Here is a 15,745-nt window from a genome sequence, read left to right as displayed (position 1 = left end):
AACGGTTTTCTTTGACTAATTCGAGATGTGAAAATAAAGACATTGCGATAGATAAATAGGAAAAATTAACGCTATTAGATCATAGATTTTCCTTGTTTACAAAGTGTGATCCCGCCCTGCTACAAAAGACAATTGATGACATTTTGAAACTCCAAACAGCACACTTAAGCTTAATTGCCTGATGTAATTGGTATCAAGTGTATTTTTGGTGCAAAAAACGTGTAATAGTTTTTGTTTCACTTACTTTTTGAACGTCCATCTAGACGCGCAAAAAAAACCACCATTTTTATTAAACCTAGTGCTATTGGGACGGAAATGAGCGCGTGCACTGCCATCTTTGGTATTAGACGTTGCGTTATTTCTGTCAGGAAATTTTCCTCATAAGTAAACCAAGTGATTGCAAGGACGCCGATTGGAGCAAAAATGAATGGCAGTAGTGCGCTATCAGCTTTGAATTTAAACCCTTTCGTAAACGATATAGCCCAAACAATTAAAATAAATAACACAGTTTGTAAGATTACCGAACCAGAAACCCCCACAATATCCTTTACACTAAAAAAGAGTAACAAGCAGAGGGTATATGAGAATACCTTTTCTTTATGCTCACTAAACGCATACAGCGCTAAAAAGAAGTAAGTAATAATAAACAGGACTATATACATTTCTTTTCCTTAAGGTGTATGCCCCTCAATAGACAAGCATACACCTTGATATATTAGCTAGGCCAACAAATTGGTTGAGGAACCTGTATGCCAGTGGCATTAGTGTAACCCGTTACGCACGTAATGCCTGTTGTATTTCCAGGGTTTGGCGCTGGGGTATTTGAGCCCCCTGTTCCACCTCCACCAGAGCCCCCATAAAAACCTACTGCTTCTAAAGCCTTGGTACTTCTTGCCGTCTTATCCATTGCCTCCCAAAAGCCACTCGTAATTTTTACAAAGCGGTGATAACTTGGGCGATATACACCTGATTGATTTCCTATAATAATTAAAAAGTCACCGTCTTTAAGTACGCCAAGTGTTGCCGTTTTGCTTACCGCTTGACCGACGGCGGCCCCTACAGTGGCTTCTACAGCCGATTTATACATACCAAATGCAGAAGATGCCATTCTAGCTGCCCGTGCAATCCGACCAACAATATGATATGACACAACGCCGCTAACAAAACCTAAAACATCGTTAGTAGAATCAATATATTGTTGATTAATCGGTAGTACCGTAGGTGTCAATGTTAATTCTTCAGACATTTTCATGGTAAGGTAATCCCACTCCTCACATGGGTGATCCCTATCATATCTGCAGTCTAAAGCGCCATCAAACGGTCTGATTTCCATATCTGAGCGCTCGTTGCTCGTAATGTTTTGAATTTTAGGTATATTCTCTAAAAACTGCCCATAGCTCATATAGTTTATTAACGTACCATTTGAGTCATACAGCTCAAAAATGTTTTCTTCATTAACTACGAAATCAAGTTTACTGATTGCTTTATGCATTTTCGTCAATGCATCATTTAAATCACAGTTTTCTTCACACCCTAATTTAACTGTGATGCCTTCTTCGTATGCCTGAGAGCTTTCTGATATTGCGTTAGAAAAACTACTAAAACTCATCCCAAGCATCAGTAGACAAGTCTTTAACCCATTTTTCCATTTTTCCATTTTTCCATTTTTCCATTTTCCTTACGTTATTTTTTTTCAAAGTCTTTAACCACCTCCATGGTGGACCCGCAATATATCCAAACGTGATTTTAAAGTAAATATAAAGATGTTAAAATGTAACTTTTAGTGTAGCAAAAAAGACTAATGCAAAGTATCCGTTTCCCGTTAGTGATGTACTTTGTTGCCCGCTTATCCGCTTATAAATGCAGGACTCGGGTTTCAACACCCACAACCTTTTTCCTCTTCACTCACAGCCAATATATCTAGAACACATTAGGTTTTACCCTTCCCCCTACATTATGCGACAATAAGCGTTGAAGCTTTGCGAATACCGCTATTTTTGATGACAACGAAAAGCTCACTTAACATAATGAACGAGAAAGGTTTAAGCCCTATATGGCAACACAAGAACACAGCCTAACTGGCCCAACAATTTATTGGCACGATTATGAACCAAAACCACCAATCAATTGATTTAGTTGCATTTATCAACCAATAAAAAATATAATACACACATCAGTACACACACTCGTAAATCAACTAACTTTCACTCCTCACAAATCCCGCTTAAACTGTATAAATAAACAGTATACTTGGGTTGAAAAACTTGTTGGTCACAATTGCTTATCGGCATAACTACGGTAGAGTGCTTCTCAACAAAAATGGAAGCCCTAATAAAAGCAAAAGCATATCTGGACAGTCTATTGCGTGTATCGTAGATGGTGAAGAGCATATGATCACATTTGGCGGTATTGTAAAAGCTCAAAAGATAAACAGGTTTAAAGAAATAATCTTAATGCGTATCGAGGCTTATTCATTTGACGAAACGGGTTTGTTTGGATTCGTTGAGTTACCTAAAGGAATTAGATTAAGAGGGGCGCTTTTTGGTGATAAAGCTTATATGGTCGTTGATGAGCAGTGCAAACCCTGTATTTTGTGATGTTTTGTGTTGGTGCAAGTTGCATAGAATCGAACGCTACTGATCCAATCAACCTGCCTTTTTCCAATACTAGATTTAAGCGGTAGATTTTACTGGTTGCAGAGTTTTTAAATCATAAAGCTCTGCTGTACCAACACCGTAAAACGAAGGCGCAACGTCATGCTTATCACACCACTTATTTAATAAGTCATGCAGCTTTTCTGTTAGCTCATTTTCAGCTTCTTCGCGTACATCAGGGTAATCATTTGCATATTCACCACCAACATCGTCTGCCTGATTGCCCATGTAGTTAATCAGCTCGTCAGCATCAGGAAAAAACCTAGAATTGTCATAAGTTTCGCAGGGCGCTAGATAAACCTTAGCGCTATCGTCAGCTTTATTTCTTGCATCCTGCAATGCACTTTCTATGCTTGTGAATGTGCCACTGGTAAAGTTCTCCCCATCAAAGCTGTAGCACCAAGCGTCATTTCTTTTGCTCATAACCGTTCTCCTGTCATTCCTATGTCATTTTAATAATTGTAGCTAGAGCAGTAACAATTACAGCCGCCACGGAAACGCAGATAGCCACTTTATGAAGTCGAAGTGACGCTTTGTGCCTTTTCTTGTTATCTTCATGCTCTTGCAGCTTTAATGCGACGTCTACTCCCTTCGCGCTGATCGACCATTTCACATAATCAAAACCACGCTCACTTTTGCCTGGCTTTGATTCGAGATATTCGAGTTCTTTAAGCATATTGAATGCAATCTCAGAGTAGATTCTTACTAAAGCAAGTCGGTTTTCATTGTCTGTTTTACAAGCGGTTGTCTCATCATATTGCGCAATTAAATTATCAATTTCAGCTAAATATCCAACATCTTTGACAAATTTAACAAGCCTTTTGTTACTTGGACTTTCCGCTTCTTCTTTACGGGTATCTATAAAAAGAAATATGCCATGTGGATGGTTAAGAAACTCCTTTAAGATTCTTTGCCAATATTTTATTGAATCCACTTCAGCTAATTCTTCTACTTTATTTTTGACTGACAATATAACTTTCCTTTTTTACTTAAAGTGGGTTTAATACCCTGTTGTTAGTATCCGCGCATAGAGCTTGTTCAATGCGTCAGAAAGTTGAAGCAAATTCCCATTGTATTTATCGGCCACTACCTGCCGCGAACTGAAACCAAACAAATCAGCAACTACACCATGATCCACATCTTTAGCTAAGTGAATGATTAGCGAATCTTCAAATGTTTTCGCTGTAGCCCAATCTAAACCAGCCTTTTTAAGCAATGTATTTACTTTGGTTCTTAGGTTTGTCGGCTGCTTATTAATGCCGCTTTTAACTGTTCGTTCGCTCATTGCAAACTCACAAAGCCGATCATTTAATAGCGCCGGCGCATATTCACTAAACCCCCGATAAGTACCCAAGTTGTGTCTATACTTCGCTGGTGCTCCTTGCTGCTTATTCCAACACTGACGAAATCACCTTATTTTTATTAGCTAGAACAGTAAATAAAACTGTTTGATTATCACCGTATGTAAAATGGGCTTACTGGCTTTTCATCAAGAAACTCTTCTATTGCTTTTGTCAGATAAATTTTAGTTTGTCCCAATGTAGTTGAGGGATCTATCGAGTTTAAATCATACGTTTTTTTCAAAAATTCATGATGTCTTTGCTCATACTCTATGGATAGTAAAGAGGGAACAAAAACTTGAAACCTGCTAGCACTATCAGCGCGCTGAATAACAAAATACGGGTCTTGAGCATTGATAAGTTCAGAACACGATGCTTTGTCACCAATGGCTTTTTTGATTACTAACTTTACAAAATTATCAAAATTATTCATCTTATTTCCTTTTCAAAGTTGGGTATGTCTTTAGGGTGGTTAAGCTTCCAATCGGCATATATATGGTTGGGTGTGCACAGCTTAGTCACAAAATCTGTGGGTAACTTAACCCACGATAGGATCTAAATCACCCTTTAGTCCATTTGCTTTTGCTGAATACGAGGAAAACTCAGCCGATTGCGCAGGCGGTTTATCAGGTGGGTGAATGTGTGCTGAAAGTGTTTTATTAGTATCGCTGACAATGGTGATTAAATCGCTAAGAATTTGCAACGCATTCATTGAGTCATTGCCGATCCACACCGTGCTCCCCTCCACTTTTGCAAGCTTTGATGCTTTTGCATGAAGTGTTTTAAGCGATTCTATCATCATATTGTCATGCGCTTTAACTTCTATCGCTTTCTGACTGCCAATGAGCACCCCTTCTAGTGCTGTGAGTAACGCTTTTTCTCCGACTACCGTCTTTAGTGCGCCCATTATCTCATTGACTTGGTTGCCGTCTATTTTAGAGTAGTCGTGACTGTGAATCGTGGTCTGCTTACTAAAGTAAACTTCGTGCCGCTCTCGCGCTGTCACGTTGTTTATATCAGAGTTTTGGGCTATCTCGCCTGTTGTATTAATTTGCCAGTTGCCATTACTGCCCTTGATTGTCGATATTGGGGATTGCTGCAACGTGACATCGGTTGATTTGTGCGTTGCTATCAAACTTTGCCAGGGCAACACACTTGTGATCACAGGCAGCGAGTTTAACCCATCAATGTATTGAATAAGGCATAACATACCGACACACGGCTCGTTATGGAGTCCGTGCATATGGGCTTGGCCTGTTGCTAAAGTCACTTGCTCAAAAGCTGGTGTATCAAGCCGTTCATACGTGTGTGGGTTAAGCAACTGCACATCGGCGGCTTTATAGGGCCTAAATGGGGTGCTTATTTTTGGACTATCCGTTGGTAAATCATAGAGTTTTTCAATTCGAGCTAATTGTGGTAAATGCTTACGTTCGCCGAGTTCTGGAAAACAGCGCAATACTAAGCGCTTAAAAGCTGCTTTGACCATCTGATCTGCATCCTGTCATTAATAAGAGTCACTTCCGTGATGTAGTAACCATTGAGTTTAATACCTGGCCTAAGTTTTGGCACTGCGATTAATGTGCCTGTTGTCGATGAGTTTGATTTGATTGTGTGTGCTGGGTAATTATTAATGAAATTTTGAGCAAAGCGGCTATCATGCCACGCCCCCACATATATTTTACCGTCGGGCCGTTGCTGAAATATAAACTCAGGAATTTGCCACACATTACCAATTTGCCTCAAAGCTTCAATGCCAGTGCCGCTATGATAAAATGCAGGGACCACACTTTGTGAATAAGTTGTATCGGGGATCACAAACTCAATTTGATTATTTAATGCACTTAACACTTTGCTGATAGTCGCATGTCGCACCGCTATCGGCGCCTTTAACGATAGCGCACCCAATAGTTCACGACACGTTAAAAACCAACGGCCATTTGCATAATACTTTGACTCAATCACGCCCATAAAATAAGGGGACATCTTATTTATGTCGTACCCTAGATGCAATTCAACGATACCTGTGGGCTCATGCTCCGTCACCACTTCAAATTTTGCACGGCCTGTGCTGTTTAAATCTAACTGCACTTGCTGGCTCACGATTGTGTCAACGGCTACACCTGCAACGGTTAAAATGGCAGTGAGTTTAGCGCTCATCAACTATGGTCCTTCGACTTGTTCAAACTGGCTTTGTACTGATTCATGCCCAGTGTTTGCTTGCTGAACGCTGTTATTTGATGCTGTTTTATCTCTGTGTTGCTGTTCACGCTCTGAGATTGATTTAACTTCTAATAGTTTAAATATAACTTGCCACCCTTTTAGCTCTTCTAATTCAGTGGCTTTTACATCACCGTCAAACTTAGCTTTACGTACTTTGTAGGCTTGGGCTGCTGCGTTATTAATCGTGTACACCATGCGGGCGCCATTCGCGTCCAACGCTTTCGCTTTGCTAATTAAGTCCTCAAGCTCTGCAACGTCCACCATCGCTATATTCGTTTTAACAGTTATGATGGCGGGCTTAACCCCATTGTCTGAGCTTAGCGCAAATGAGCCATAGCCCGACAGATCCCCGCCTGCCAGTTTTACCCCAACAGCCACTTTGATATTGAATCCTGGTACTTGCCACCCATCAAGAGAAATAGTCATAACACCTCGCTGATCTTATCTAACGCTGATTGGTCCCCTACGAACACAGCAAAGGCCCAGTGGATGCTATTATTTCCTAATTGACTAATAGCCTGAGCAAGTGCGTTTGCACTACCCGCGTTTATACTGTACGTTTCAATGTCTACACTCGGCAATGTGCTCGACTGCAAACGCTGGTCACGCTCGGCCTTGAGTTGTTTTATCTCGTTTAATGCGCTGTCAATATCGCTGATACACTGCTTGCCTTGGCTGTCAATATTGTCTAAGTCATCATGGCACTTTTTCATTGCAACCAGCGGTAATGTATTCGCTGTTATCTCAGCCCATTCTATTGACTGCCCTGTTAACTGTGTGAATTTATCATGCTCTAATGATTGGTAAGAATCCGCGTAACTCGCAGCAGTTAAAAATGCCGGCACCGAACAACCCTGATTAATACTCTCTAGTTGCTTTTTCAAGCCCCGCGCGCTGTCACTCATTGCTAATAACACCAACGCATTGAATGCGCTGGGGCGCTCTAATCGCGTTGCGTCTTTTATTGCTTGGGCAAGTTCAAAAGCTCCTGCGGCGCTTGTTGTATCACCTGAGCGTTGATAGCTATGGTGGCTAAGCATGTGCACACGCATGCTACCACCACAAATAAACAAGTAATGCCACAACTATTAGACGCAAAAAATGCCTAATGTCTTGTTGTGTTGTTGTTTGAAAAATTGCACCGTTTTCAATTGACCGCCTACAGTGATCAGGGTCAAACCAAAACAGGGTGTTTATCAACTTTTCCAAAACACACCAATACCAAAGTCCTGTGGTTTTGGCTTTGTGTCCCACCCTGCCGCTAATTGTGTGATCTTCGCCACCATTGAACAAGATCACGTTCAGTGTTTGATCGAGCGTTAACAGCACTCTAAATAGATAGTTATGTTGCAGGGACATACGCATCAAACTCCATTGTTTCAAATGACAATCTAAATGGCGCACCAATGCGCTCTAAACCTGCATTTAATCTGTTTGCTGTAATGATGTAGTTACCACTGAGTTCAAATTTTCCCGTCATCGTGACTTGCCCATCTTTGATAAGTGCTTGAAAGCGAACGTCATCAACGGGGGTTGATGCGTTAATGACTCGCTCAACCATAACCATCAGACCGCCGTTTGGTAGCCCTTCCGCTTGCGCTGTAATCGTAAATTGTTCGTACTGAGGCACCCACCAAATTTTGCCGATTAAACGTGCATTTGTACTGCCAACACTCACATTAGAGAGTGTTATAGTGGGTAACTGTTGGTTGCTCAATGGGGGTGATTCTTCGCAGTGTGCTAGCGTTTCGTCATAGCTATCTCCAATTTTTAGCTTTGACTTATCACTCATGAAACGAGCGCCTGCTATGTCACTCAGCGAGTCAATTCGTATGATATTTGCGATTATATTGTCATCACTAACTAATGCTGCTCTCATTGAACCTCCCACTGAATTTTAACCATTGAGCGGCCACCGTTACCCGCATATAGTCCTGATGTTGAGCTGGTGCTACTGTACACATAGCCACTATCTGCACCACCACCACCGCCAAAGTTACTACCGTTTAAGCCCGAGCCACCGCCGTCACCAAAAGCTGATGCACCACCGCCGCCACCGCCGCTATTCGAGATGGGGATTCCAACGGGCGCACCATCACCGCCAGTATAACCAATAGATGCGCCATTTTCTCCCGATGTTGAGCTGTTCGGTGCCGCTGTACCAGAAGCACCACCTCTTCCCCCATTAAATGCCTGCCCATTGGTATTGTTTACAAGCACCATGCCACCCATTCCACCAATTGCAGGGGCTATTGTCGCACCGCTACCATCATTAACTTTGAAAGTACCGCCGTTGCCTCCCTTACCCCCTTCAATCTCAATGAAGTCACCGACTTTGGTTATCCCAGCATCTGTGCCGTTTGTACCATTTTTGTCAACTGGCGGGTCTAATAAATATGTGAAACCACCGATGCCTGCATCGCCAATAATGATTTGAATTTCTTGCCCTGACACCACTGGAACTCTAGCATTTACCACAGCTGCGCCACCGCCAGCACCACCACCACCGCTGGCTGTGTGCTGCGGCGCATCGGGGGAGGGGTCGTGTACTTTAGTCGCACCACCACCTGCGCCACCTCCAGCGGCTACCGCATCAATGATTAGCTCAGTGACACCAGCAGGTACGGTGAATGTTTTTGATGCTGTAATAACCTCAACGCCTGAGGTGTTTGATAGCCCAGCCTGCGCAGCACTCCATTTTTGCTCGGGTTGCCAATCTCTGCCGTTAAACCGATATCTGTGATAGATAGCCCCGCCATAACCGCCGCTGTAGTTGTTGTATTGCCCGTTCACTATCAAAGGATTATTTTTATCGTGAGCGATTGGGCTCACACTAGAGATAAGCCGCGCATTATCAATAATCTGCACTTGCACACTATGCGTCCAACTAATTGCAGGCACTAATTCTATCCAGTCACCCACTTTTAAAGTGTCGATTGGGGGGAGTCTGACACTCAATATGTCATGACTAAATGCATAACGCCGATTCGGAACTAATATCTGCCCCTGCACAGCGGGATATGCATTTAAATAATTATTTTGATTTAAATCACTTACGCTTGTAGACACTATTGCATCTCCCAATTTTTGTCTGCGTTTAAAATAAACGTGAGTGTTGTGTGGGTATCAAACTGCACACTGTCATCTGTTAACATTTTTGTGCCTTGCATCATCGCTATATGCTCGCTTCTGCCCTGCACTTTAATCGTGGGGGTTGCTGCCATGGCTTTAGACACAACCACTGTGGCACCTTCACTTAAGTTGGCAACGGCTGGCAAAGTGAAGGTGTCAGTTGCGGTTAAATGGTTTTTGCTGTTTGCGGCTAAAGCGCCGCTGCTAAGCACGGTACGGGCTTCGCTATAGCGGTGAACATTGCCCGTGTGAAGCGCTGGGTTATTATCAATAAGCAAGCCTGTTCCGTTAATTGAACTTAACGAACGCTTGTTTTTCTCTGTTGTGTGAATATGCTCAATCGTATAGCCATCGGTGCTGTAGCTGCCGATGCTCACCGCATCTTTAGTATGCGATTGAATGCTACAAATTAGGGGTAGCGGATTGCCATTTAATGTCTTGGCTTGAATGATATATTTTTCATTTCCGTTGCAAATAATACGCAATTGAATAGGCGTATAGCCGCCAGACATTGAGTCAACTGTAATGTCTTTGTGGTGATTGACTAATATGTCTGCCTTGACATTGACAACTGTACTACCCGTTGTACCTTTTAGTTGCAACGTAATGCTAGACGCTAAATTTGAGCCGTTGATTTTTGCAATTGTTGTAAACTCGCTGGTGTTGACAGTGGGTGTGATTCCCCAATTCTGCACAAAGGCACCTACATCATCAGCGCTTGGCTTATATCCTTGGTGGTAAACGCGCTGGTCATAATTACTGCCTGCGTAAATTTCCCCTCTAATGAATGTTGGCTTATCAAGATAAAAACGAGGTCGGTCTGTTTGGAAATGACAAAAGTCAGAGTTCATAGCACCAATATCAACATAACCACTGTCTGTTACTACTCTCAGTGCATTTAGATCGCCTTTGTTTAGTCGAGTTTTATCATCTACAAGTTGAATCTCATTTCGGAACCTCACCCATGTACTTTGGTAATGCATCTGCATTGCCCAGTTATCAGGGATGTTATCTGCCCCCGGGGTGCCCATACCTATGTATGAAGAACCATTTCCGATATAGCTCAAGTGCAATGATGCTTTGTTCTCTCTACCACTTTCACCCAGCGAGATACCCGCCGCCTGTTGAGTGTTATCATTACCCTCTGAGCTGCTTTTTAGTGTCAGCCATGGGTTATTTTTGGTGATGTTAATGTCTGCACCAAAGTCAAAGGCTTTTCCATTCGTATATTTAAGTGCGGTAATATTACTGTAAGGGTCATAAATACCCGTTGAGCCATTCGTTATATTCGGTGACCAAATGTAGCTGTCCGACCCAGCCATTTTAATATCGTAATAAGCGACAATATCTCCGAGAAAATTCCATGTACCTTTAGCTTCAACTTGTGACCAATCAGCGTCATAGTTAACTATCAACTTGTCGGCAAAACCAACGAGTGCACGTTTATCTCGGATTTTAAAGTCATGACCTAACACATCGATTAAAGAGCTTTCATAGCGCGCGAGCTTAGCGCTCACATCTGCGGGGGTCGGTTTATTGTTTGTTGTGTACGCAATGCTATGTAAATCGTTAATTTTCTCAGTTAGCTCTGTTTTATCTCGCTGCGTTGCAAATGCGTCGTTTTCTAGCTGCCAAGGTTGCGTTGCAATGTTGACAGCCACGTTTTGACCGAGCTGTTGAGATTGCCAAACTATGGACTTAACTGAGTAATCACCAATGTTTGGGCCATCTGTTTTAGTTTTAGTTTGATCGTGTGTATGCACCACTGCAACCAACACTTGTGAGCCATCTGCTTTTGTTGCAACGGCGCCATACCAATTAAAGGTAAAATCACCCAAACTGTAATCAAGCACCGCTGAAATCACCAATGCATTACCATCTAAATTGCTGACACGCTCAATACTCTGTGAATGCACAACATATTCGGATGGAACGACTGAATTAGCGCTAGGTGCACTAGTTACATCAATGTTAGGCACATTAGCAAAAAGCATGTGTGTAATGTTGGGTTGTTCAACACCTGCAAGTACCGCATTTTTATAATCAAGCCCTGCATTTGTAATAGTAAGCGTACTCACCGTGCAACTTCCTTATTGTAATTAATGAGGCCTGCGCCCTCAGCAGTCGTAATTGCTGCTAATGCGTTGAGCAAGTAGCGACGGCATGTTTTGCCATATGTTTCTATAAGTTCGAGTACCAAACGTTCTTTACCTGCAAATTCGGTTTCTAACATTTCAATTTGAACTTGGTCCCACTCAAGCCCTGGCACTCGCTCATTCACCGCGACATAACCAAAGCCAAGCCGTTTAAAGATTCTCTCTAATCCATCAGCGCTACCTGCATCGTTTGCGTTAAGCTGGGCTAATTGCACACGCTTTGCATACAATTCAAGTGCTTCATCAGGTATCCGTGTTATCCCACGTTCCCACGCAAGCAAATCCAAAATAGCGAGGCTTGCACTTTCACTTTGTTGAAGCGTTAACCAATACGTAAGCTGAGACTCAACTTTTTGCCAAATTTGTTGTGCGGCATCTGCTAACTTGTTAGCACTTGATCCGTCAAGCCAAATTGGTAGTTGTGGTTTATCCATGTTTCACCACCAAGTTTTGCAACTTAGGCAACCAAAACCCTGATTCTAATTGGTTTACGTCATACTCCACACTATGCAGCTGGCTAAACGTGTTGTGTAGCTCTGCATTAAGTAAGCTAAAGCTAAAGCTTGAGAGTGGTTTTACTCGGGTCGGTTTGAATGCATCGTTTTGTCTAAACACCGCACGTATAAATTGTTCAACGTTTGAAATAATGCTCGGTGTGTCATTTTTCTGTGCAATAGTTACTGTTAAATCAATGTTTTTATTTGGTATCGCAAATGCCTGTAAATCATCTCCCAAACCATGATTACCCGCTGCGATATAGTTATTAATTGAATTAATGATACTTTGGCTTACTTGCCCTATTTCTAAAAACACATAGGCGTTTGCAGTACCTGCACCGCGTGGTGCGCCTTTTTCTAGTACAATATTGTCGTAAGGAATACCGCTGTGTGTGGCAATGAGGTTTTTATACACAAAATCCACATGGTAACTGCCTAATTGTGCGAACGCTGCTCGAATACGCTCTCGGTAATTTTCATCTGTTTCAACGTCCTGACCCGCAGTAACCAACCAACCTACATCATTGGTTACGGTTACATTTTCAAAGTTAGCTAAAATTTTGGTGTAGTAGCCCGCCGCTAAGTTATATGCCTGCCCAGCTTCTACCGCTTGTGCTAATGCACTTTGTGTTTCTTCCCCTACATTGAACCTGCATTCAGACACAAGCTCTAACATGTACACTCGCCCGTTAATCGGAAGGGACTCAATCAAAGTTCCTGATGGGATCACCAATTCTAACTCTGTTTCACTGCGATAAAACCGGAGCTGACCTTGCGCTTTAACTTCTGTCAGACGCTTCACACCGCGACTTTGGCCGTGTAAATCTAAATATTCATCATGAGCTAACTGAGCAAAGCTATTGGGCATGATATTCGATGTCATACGCTCGATAAGTTGCAACGCAGGTTTAGCTACCAGTGCTGATTGTAGGCGCCAAAACGGTGATAATGGGCTTTGGTTGTTAACAACAAAACCACTTTCAACTAGCTGCTGTTCAAACTGCTTTTTAAAAGAATCTTCATCGGTAGGAATGCCTGCCGCTTTTAACTCATCAATAAATATCTGGCTCATACTATCCCCTCTTGCTGATAGTCTCGCGTTTGAGCAGTCACCGCTATAAACCCATCGTTATTTGGGGTTAGCTGAATAGTGCCTGGTACTAATCGTTCATCCTCTTCAATAATGAGTTCAAGCTCAGTCAGCACACGTTTAATATGTTGTGGCTGTCGTAAGCCAATTAATAACGGCAATTTGCCGCTTTCAATCAACCTATGTTTAATATCTTGTGCAATTACATCACGCTCACTTAGCTGGATAGGTTGTAACAATGAATCAAGTGATAAATCGCCATCAATAATATTTAAATCAATGTGTATCATCCTGCTAGCTCCATAATGTCATCAAAAGTTTGCTCTGCATCATCTGATTTGACTGTCAAACTCTCGATATGAATATTGCGCGAATTATCACTATTGGCATTACTCGTGTTGATATTGTGCGAATTTGCTAACTGCTGTAAAAACGGTGACTTTTTAACTTTAGGTCGATAAGTTTGATTGAGTTCACGTTGTTCATTTTCCAAATCTTGGAAAGTCGCAGACGCGGCTTTATATTGTGCGAACTCAGCAACAGAACCACTTTGCATCACGTTGGTATAAACATGATCTACCTGTTGTGGTTGCACTGCGCTTGGTGTCCTTGCCTGCACTTTATTGATGGGGATCACGTTGTTTGTTGTGATGTTTTCCACTTTTGACACTGCTTCTAACGCGCTTGTATTGGGTTTGTCACTAAAAAAGCCAATCAGCATGTTCAGTACACCGTTATCAGCTACGCCTTTTAAAAACTTGGTAATACGTTCACTAAGTCCATCAAAAAAAGCGAAAAACGATGTTACTTTTTCTATTGCGCTATCAATGAATCTCAATAACTCGTCTGCGATGCCATTAAAAAGTGATTCAATTGGAGCATAAAAATCGGCGAATATATCTAATGCGCTTTGTGCAAGACTAGTTAATGATTGCATTGCTGGCATGAGCACATCGTAAATTGCACCAGCAATTGATTTTATTAAATACCAAATCGCTTGCAGCGGTAATGTGAGAATATCAAACGCTACCCGCATACCCTGCCAAAGCATTGAGTTATCAGCCCAATTTGACATCGCCTCTGTTATATCATCAAAATAGTAAACCAGTGCTGATACAGCAGCGATTGCAGCCACTACCCCCAATACAATCCAAGTGATCGGGTTTGCAAACAATGCAGCTGAGAATGTCCATGCAGCAGTGGCTGCTGCACCTAGCTTAGCAGTGATAAGCGTTAACACACCTGCAACCCCCATTGTTTGTAATCGGCTTAACATCGCACCTGCAAACATCAGCGCATTGCCATAATTAGCAGCCGTAAACGTAGCGAGTCTCATAGCTGACGTTTGCACTGCTAACGCCCCAGACCAAGCTTTGGACCAAACAGTAGATATTTTAGTGATACTCACACCTTGCAACATGGCTAAACGATATAGTCCCATCAACGCGTTAAATGCGCCCACTGACACGATTGCACCCACTAATACAACGGCAAATGTACCAATAATGCCCGACAACGTTGGGAATGTTTGAGTGAGCCAAACAACACCTTTCAAGAGCTTGGCAAGCACATCAACAATAGGCTCAATAATCGGTAGTACGGCTTGCCCCATGCTCACTAATGCGGCATTGAGTGAGCCGCCAAATCTATCCCACGCACTGCCTATTGCATCCGCCATTTCTACGGCCACACCCATATCTGTAATATTGCTTAGCTTATGGATATTGCCCTCTAATTGGTCCATTTGCGGCATGAGTTGTTTAATGAGTGCAACGGCTTCTTTTGTACCAAATGCCTTTTGTAATGCGTCACTTTCGGCAACTGTATCAATTAAGCCAAATCGGTTATGTATGCGATCCATCACATCAACAATAGGGAGCATTCTCCCCTGTGCATCTGTGAGTTGAATGCCCAGCTTTTCTTGGGCTTTACCCACACCAGATAAAAACGCGCGATACTTAGTCCCCGCTTCACTGCCCGACATAGTAGCTTGCAGTTGACCAAGCACAGCCATGGACTCGTTCATTTTAATGCCATGGCTGTTTGCATCGGCGCCCAATGTTGAGAACGCGCCCGCCATTTCTGAGCCCGTTGTTTTAAACATGCGAACAGACGCGGCCGTTTGCCCTGTGAGCATTTGGACCCACTCCGATTTACCAACTTCTTTCGCTGTATCTTGATAAATCCCATACATGGTGCCGAAATAATCAGTGGTCGTGGCGGCATCTGACTTGGTGCCTTTGGCTAGAATGGCTGAAGATTCGGTAAACTGAGCAAGCTCTTTGCCCGTTAACCCTGATATTGCAGATTGGATATCGTAAGAACTGCGGATCACCTCTGCTGTATTACCTCCGTAATTACTAACAAAGTTCATCGCAGTATTGTTAAGCTGAGTTAGCGCTTGGTTGCTCACTTCAAGCGAGTTCACTTCTCCTAGTGCGGCTTGTGCTTCAATGGCGGGGTTTAGGGCACCCACTAACATCATGGCCCCCCCTGCGGCATTCATTAAGCCACCAGATAACTGGGCCTTGGCACTGGCTGTTTGTTCACTCAGTTGATTAATTTTTGCCATGATTTTATTCACAGGGCCTGTGACTTTATCAATCACCCCAATTGAATACATCAACTTGTCTAATTTACTGAGTGAACTCATGCT

At 42.6% G+C, this 15,745-nt stretch carries 19 protein-coding genes; 1 reads left to right on the top strand and 18 read right to left on the bottom strand.

Annotation, left to right across the window (positions count from 1 at the left end; translation table 11 throughout):
- Positions 1–236: 236 nt before the first annotated feature.
- A complete protein-coding gene (locus HC733_RS11025) occupies positions 237–662 on the bottom strand; it encodes a hypothetical protein (protein WP_190365100.1) in 426 nt (141 codons plus the stop codon).
- Between the two features lie 53 nt (positions 663–715).
- Complete coding sequence (locus HC733_RS11020) at positions 716–1,657, bottom strand: hypothetical protein (RefSeq protein ID WP_190365099.1); 942 nt, start codon at positions 1,655–1,657, stop codon at positions 716–718.
- Between the two features lie 607 nt (positions 1,658–2,264).
- On the opposite strand from HC733_RS11020, the gene HC733_RS11015 reads away from it, so the two are divergent.
- Complete coding sequence (locus HC733_RS11015) at positions 2,265–2,597, top strand: hypothetical protein (protein ID WP_190365098.1); 333 nt, start codon at positions 2,265–2,267, stop codon at positions 2,595–2,597.
- A gap of 75 nt (positions 2,598–2,672) precedes the next feature.
- Here the strand turns inward: HC733_RS11015 and HC733_RS11010 are convergent, their stop codons facing one another.
- From HC733_RS11010 to HC733_RS10935, 16 genes are all read right to left on the bottom strand, one after another.
- A complete protein-coding gene (locus HC733_RS11010; protein WP_190365097.1) occupies positions 2,673–3,077 on the bottom strand; it encodes a hypothetical protein in 405 nt (134 codons plus the stop codon).
- Positions 3,078–3,096: 19 nt separating this feature from the next.
- Positions 3,097–3,624 (bottom strand): hypothetical protein, encoded by a 528-nt coding sequence (locus tag HC733_RS11005; protein ID WP_190365096.1) that lies wholly within the window; start codon positions 3,622–3,624, stop codon positions 3,097–3,099.
- A 30-nt stretch (positions 3,625–3,654) separates the two neighbouring features.
- On the bottom strand, positions 3,655–3,939 hold the full coding sequence (locus HC733_RS11000) for a hypothetical protein (protein ID WP_190365095.1): 285 nt from the start codon (positions 3,937–3,939) through the stop codon (positions 3,655–3,657).
- Positions 3,940–4,109: 170 nt separating this feature from the next.
- Positions 4,110–4,427: a hypothetical protein gene (locus HC733_RS10995; RefSeq protein ID WP_190365094.1), complete on the bottom strand. Its 318-nt coding sequence runs from the start codon at positions 4,425–4,427 to the stop codon at positions 4,110–4,112.
- A gap of 105 nt (positions 4,428–4,532) precedes the next feature.
- Positions 4,533–5,480 carry a hypothetical protein gene (locus tag HC733_RS10990; protein WP_190365093.1) on the bottom strand — a complete coding sequence of 316 codons (948 nt, stop codon included), beginning with the start codon at positions 5,478–5,480 and terminating at the stop codon, positions 4,533–4,535.
- Positions 5,453–6,151 carry a hypothetical protein gene (locus HC733_RS10985; protein WP_190365092.1) on the bottom strand — a complete coding sequence of 233 codons (699 nt, stop codon included), beginning with the start codon at positions 6,149–6,151 and terminating at the stop codon, positions 5,453–5,455. Before HC733_RS10985 ends, HC733_RS10990 begins: the two co-directional genes overlap by 28 nt.
- A gap of 3 nt (positions 6,152–6,154) precedes the next feature.
- A complete protein-coding gene (locus HC733_RS10980; RefSeq protein WP_190365091.1) occupies positions 6,155–6,640 on the bottom strand; it encodes a baseplate complex protein in 486 nt (161 codons plus the stop codon).
- On the bottom strand, positions 6,637–7,266 hold the full coding sequence (locus tag HC733_RS10975; protein WP_190365090.1) for a hypothetical protein: 630 nt from the start codon (positions 7,264–7,266) through the stop codon (positions 6,637–6,639). The genes HC733_RS10980 and HC733_RS10975 overlap by 4 nt, the downstream gene beginning before the upstream one ends.
- A gap of 1 nt (position 7,267) precedes the next feature.
- Positions 7,268–7,579: a hypothetical protein gene (locus HC733_RS10970; RefSeq protein WP_190365089.1), complete on the bottom strand. Its 312-nt coding sequence runs from the start codon at positions 7,577–7,579 to the stop codon at positions 7,268–7,270.
- Positions 7,557–8,093, bottom strand: coding sequence for a hypothetical protein (locus HC733_RS10965; protein WP_190365088.1), 537 nt, complete (start codon positions 8,091–8,093; stop codon positions 7,557–7,559). Before HC733_RS10965 ends, HC733_RS10970 begins: the two co-directional genes overlap by 23 nt.
- Positions 8,090–9,283 carry a glycine-rich domain-containing protein gene (locus HC733_RS10960; protein ID WP_190365087.1) on the bottom strand — a complete coding sequence of 398 codons (1,194 nt, stop codon included), beginning with the start codon at positions 9,281–9,283 and terminating at the stop codon, positions 8,090–8,092. Before HC733_RS10960 ends, HC733_RS10965 begins: the two co-directional genes overlap by 4 nt.
- A complete protein-coding gene (locus tag HC733_RS10955; RefSeq protein ID WP_190365086.1) occupies positions 9,283–11,424 on the bottom strand; it encodes a phage tail-collar fiber domain-containing protein in 2,142 nt (713 codons plus the stop codon). The genes HC733_RS10960 and HC733_RS10955 overlap by 1 nt, the downstream gene beginning before the upstream one ends.
- Positions 11,421–11,936: a phage tail protein gene (locus HC733_RS10950; RefSeq protein WP_190365085.1), complete on the bottom strand. Its 516-nt coding sequence runs from the start codon at positions 11,934–11,936 to the stop codon at positions 11,421–11,423. Before HC733_RS10950 ends, HC733_RS10955 begins: the two co-directional genes overlap by 4 nt.
- Positions 11,929–13,071, bottom strand: a complete 1,143-nt coding sequence (locus HC733_RS10945; RefSeq protein WP_190365084.1) for a baseplate J/gp47 family protein — start codon at positions 13,069–13,071, stop codon at positions 11,929–11,931. The genes HC733_RS10950 and HC733_RS10945 overlap by 8 nt, the downstream gene beginning before the upstream one ends.
- Positions 13,068–13,379 carry a DUF2590 family protein gene (locus HC733_RS10940; RefSeq protein ID WP_190365083.1) on the bottom strand — a complete coding sequence of 104 codons (312 nt, stop codon included), beginning with the start codon at positions 13,377–13,379 and terminating at the stop codon, positions 13,068–13,070. The genes HC733_RS10945 and HC733_RS10940 overlap by 4 nt, the downstream gene beginning before the upstream one ends.
- A complete protein-coding gene (locus HC733_RS10935) occupies positions 13,376–15,742 on the bottom strand; it encodes a phage tail tape measure protein (protein ID WP_190365082.1) in 2,367 nt (788 codons plus the stop codon). Before HC733_RS10935 ends, HC733_RS10940 begins: the two co-directional genes overlap by 4 nt.
- Positions 15,743–15,745: the final 3 nt, after the last annotated feature.

It is taken from the genome of Pseudoalteromonas sp. S16_S37, from assembly GCF_014694405.1.
Classification (GTDB): Bacteria; Pseudomonadota; Gammaproteobacteria; order Enterobacterales; family Alteromonadaceae; genus Pseudoalteromonas.
Note: the sequence above shows the minus strand (reverse complement) of the source record. Positions and strands in the feature narration are given on the sequence as shown.

What these genes read in the sequence shown, in the direction of transcription:
- HC733_RS10990 (WP_190365093.1), bottom strand. Translation starts at nt 5,480, where the DNA reads ATGGTCAAAGCAGCTTTTAAGCGCTTAGTATTGCGCTGTTTTCCAGAA.
- HC733_RS11020 (WP_190365099.1), bottom strand. Translation starts at nt 1,657, where the DNA reads ATGGAAAAATGGAAAAATGGGTTAAAGACTTGTCTACTGATGCTTGGG.
- HC733_RS10970 (WP_190365089.1), bottom strand. Translation starts at nt 7,579, where the DNA reads ATGCGTATGTCCCTGCAACATAACTATCTATTTAGAGTGCTGTTAACG.
- HC733_RS11025 (WP_190365100.1), bottom strand. Translation starts at nt 662, where the DNA reads ATGTATATAGTCCTGTTTATTATTACTTACTTCTTTTTAGCGCTGTAT.
- HC733_RS10940 (WP_190365083.1), bottom strand. Translation starts at nt 13,379, where the DNA reads ATGATACACATTGATTTAAATATTATTGATGGCGATTTATCACTTGAT.
- HC733_RS10995 (WP_190365094.1), bottom strand. Translation starts at nt 4,427, where the DNA reads ATGAATAATTTTGATAATTTTGTAAAGTTAGTAATCAAAAAAGCCATT.
- HC733_RS10950 (WP_190365085.1), bottom strand. Translation starts at nt 11,936, where the DNA reads ATGGATAAACCACAACTACCAATTTGGCTTGACGGATCAAGTGCTAAC.
- HC733_RS11000 (WP_190365095.1), bottom strand. Translation starts at nt 3,939, where the DNA reads ATGAGCGAACGAACAGTTAAAAGCGGCATTAATAAGCAGCCGACAAAC.
- HC733_RS11010 (WP_190365097.1), bottom strand. Translation starts at nt 3,077, where the DNA reads ATGAGCAAAAGAAATGACGCTTGGTGCTACAGCTTTGATGGGGAGAAC.
- HC733_RS10980 (WP_190365091.1), bottom strand. Translation starts at nt 6,640, where the DNA reads ATGACTATTTCTCTTGATGGGTGGCAAGTACCAGGATTCAATATCAAA.
- HC733_RS10975 (WP_190365090.1), bottom strand. Translation starts at nt 7,266, where the DNA reads ATGCGTGTGCACATGCTTAGCCACCATAGCTATCAACGCTCAGGTGAT.
- HC733_RS10985 (WP_190365092.1), bottom strand. Translation starts at nt 6,151, where the DNA reads ATGAGCGCTAAACTCACTGCCATTTTAACCGTTGCAGGTGTAGCCGTT.
- HC733_RS10965 (WP_190365088.1), bottom strand. Translation starts at nt 8,093, where the DNA reads ATGAGAGCAGCATTAGTTAGTGATGACAATATAATCGCAAATATCATA.
- HC733_RS10945 (WP_190365084.1), bottom strand. Translation starts at nt 13,071, where the DNA reads ATGAGCCAGATATTTATTGATGAGTTAAAAGCGGCAGGCATTCCTACC.
- HC733_RS10935 (WP_190365082.1), bottom strand. Translation starts at nt 15,742, where the DNA reads ATGAGTTCACTCAGTAAATTAGACAAGTTGATGTATTCAATTGGGGTG.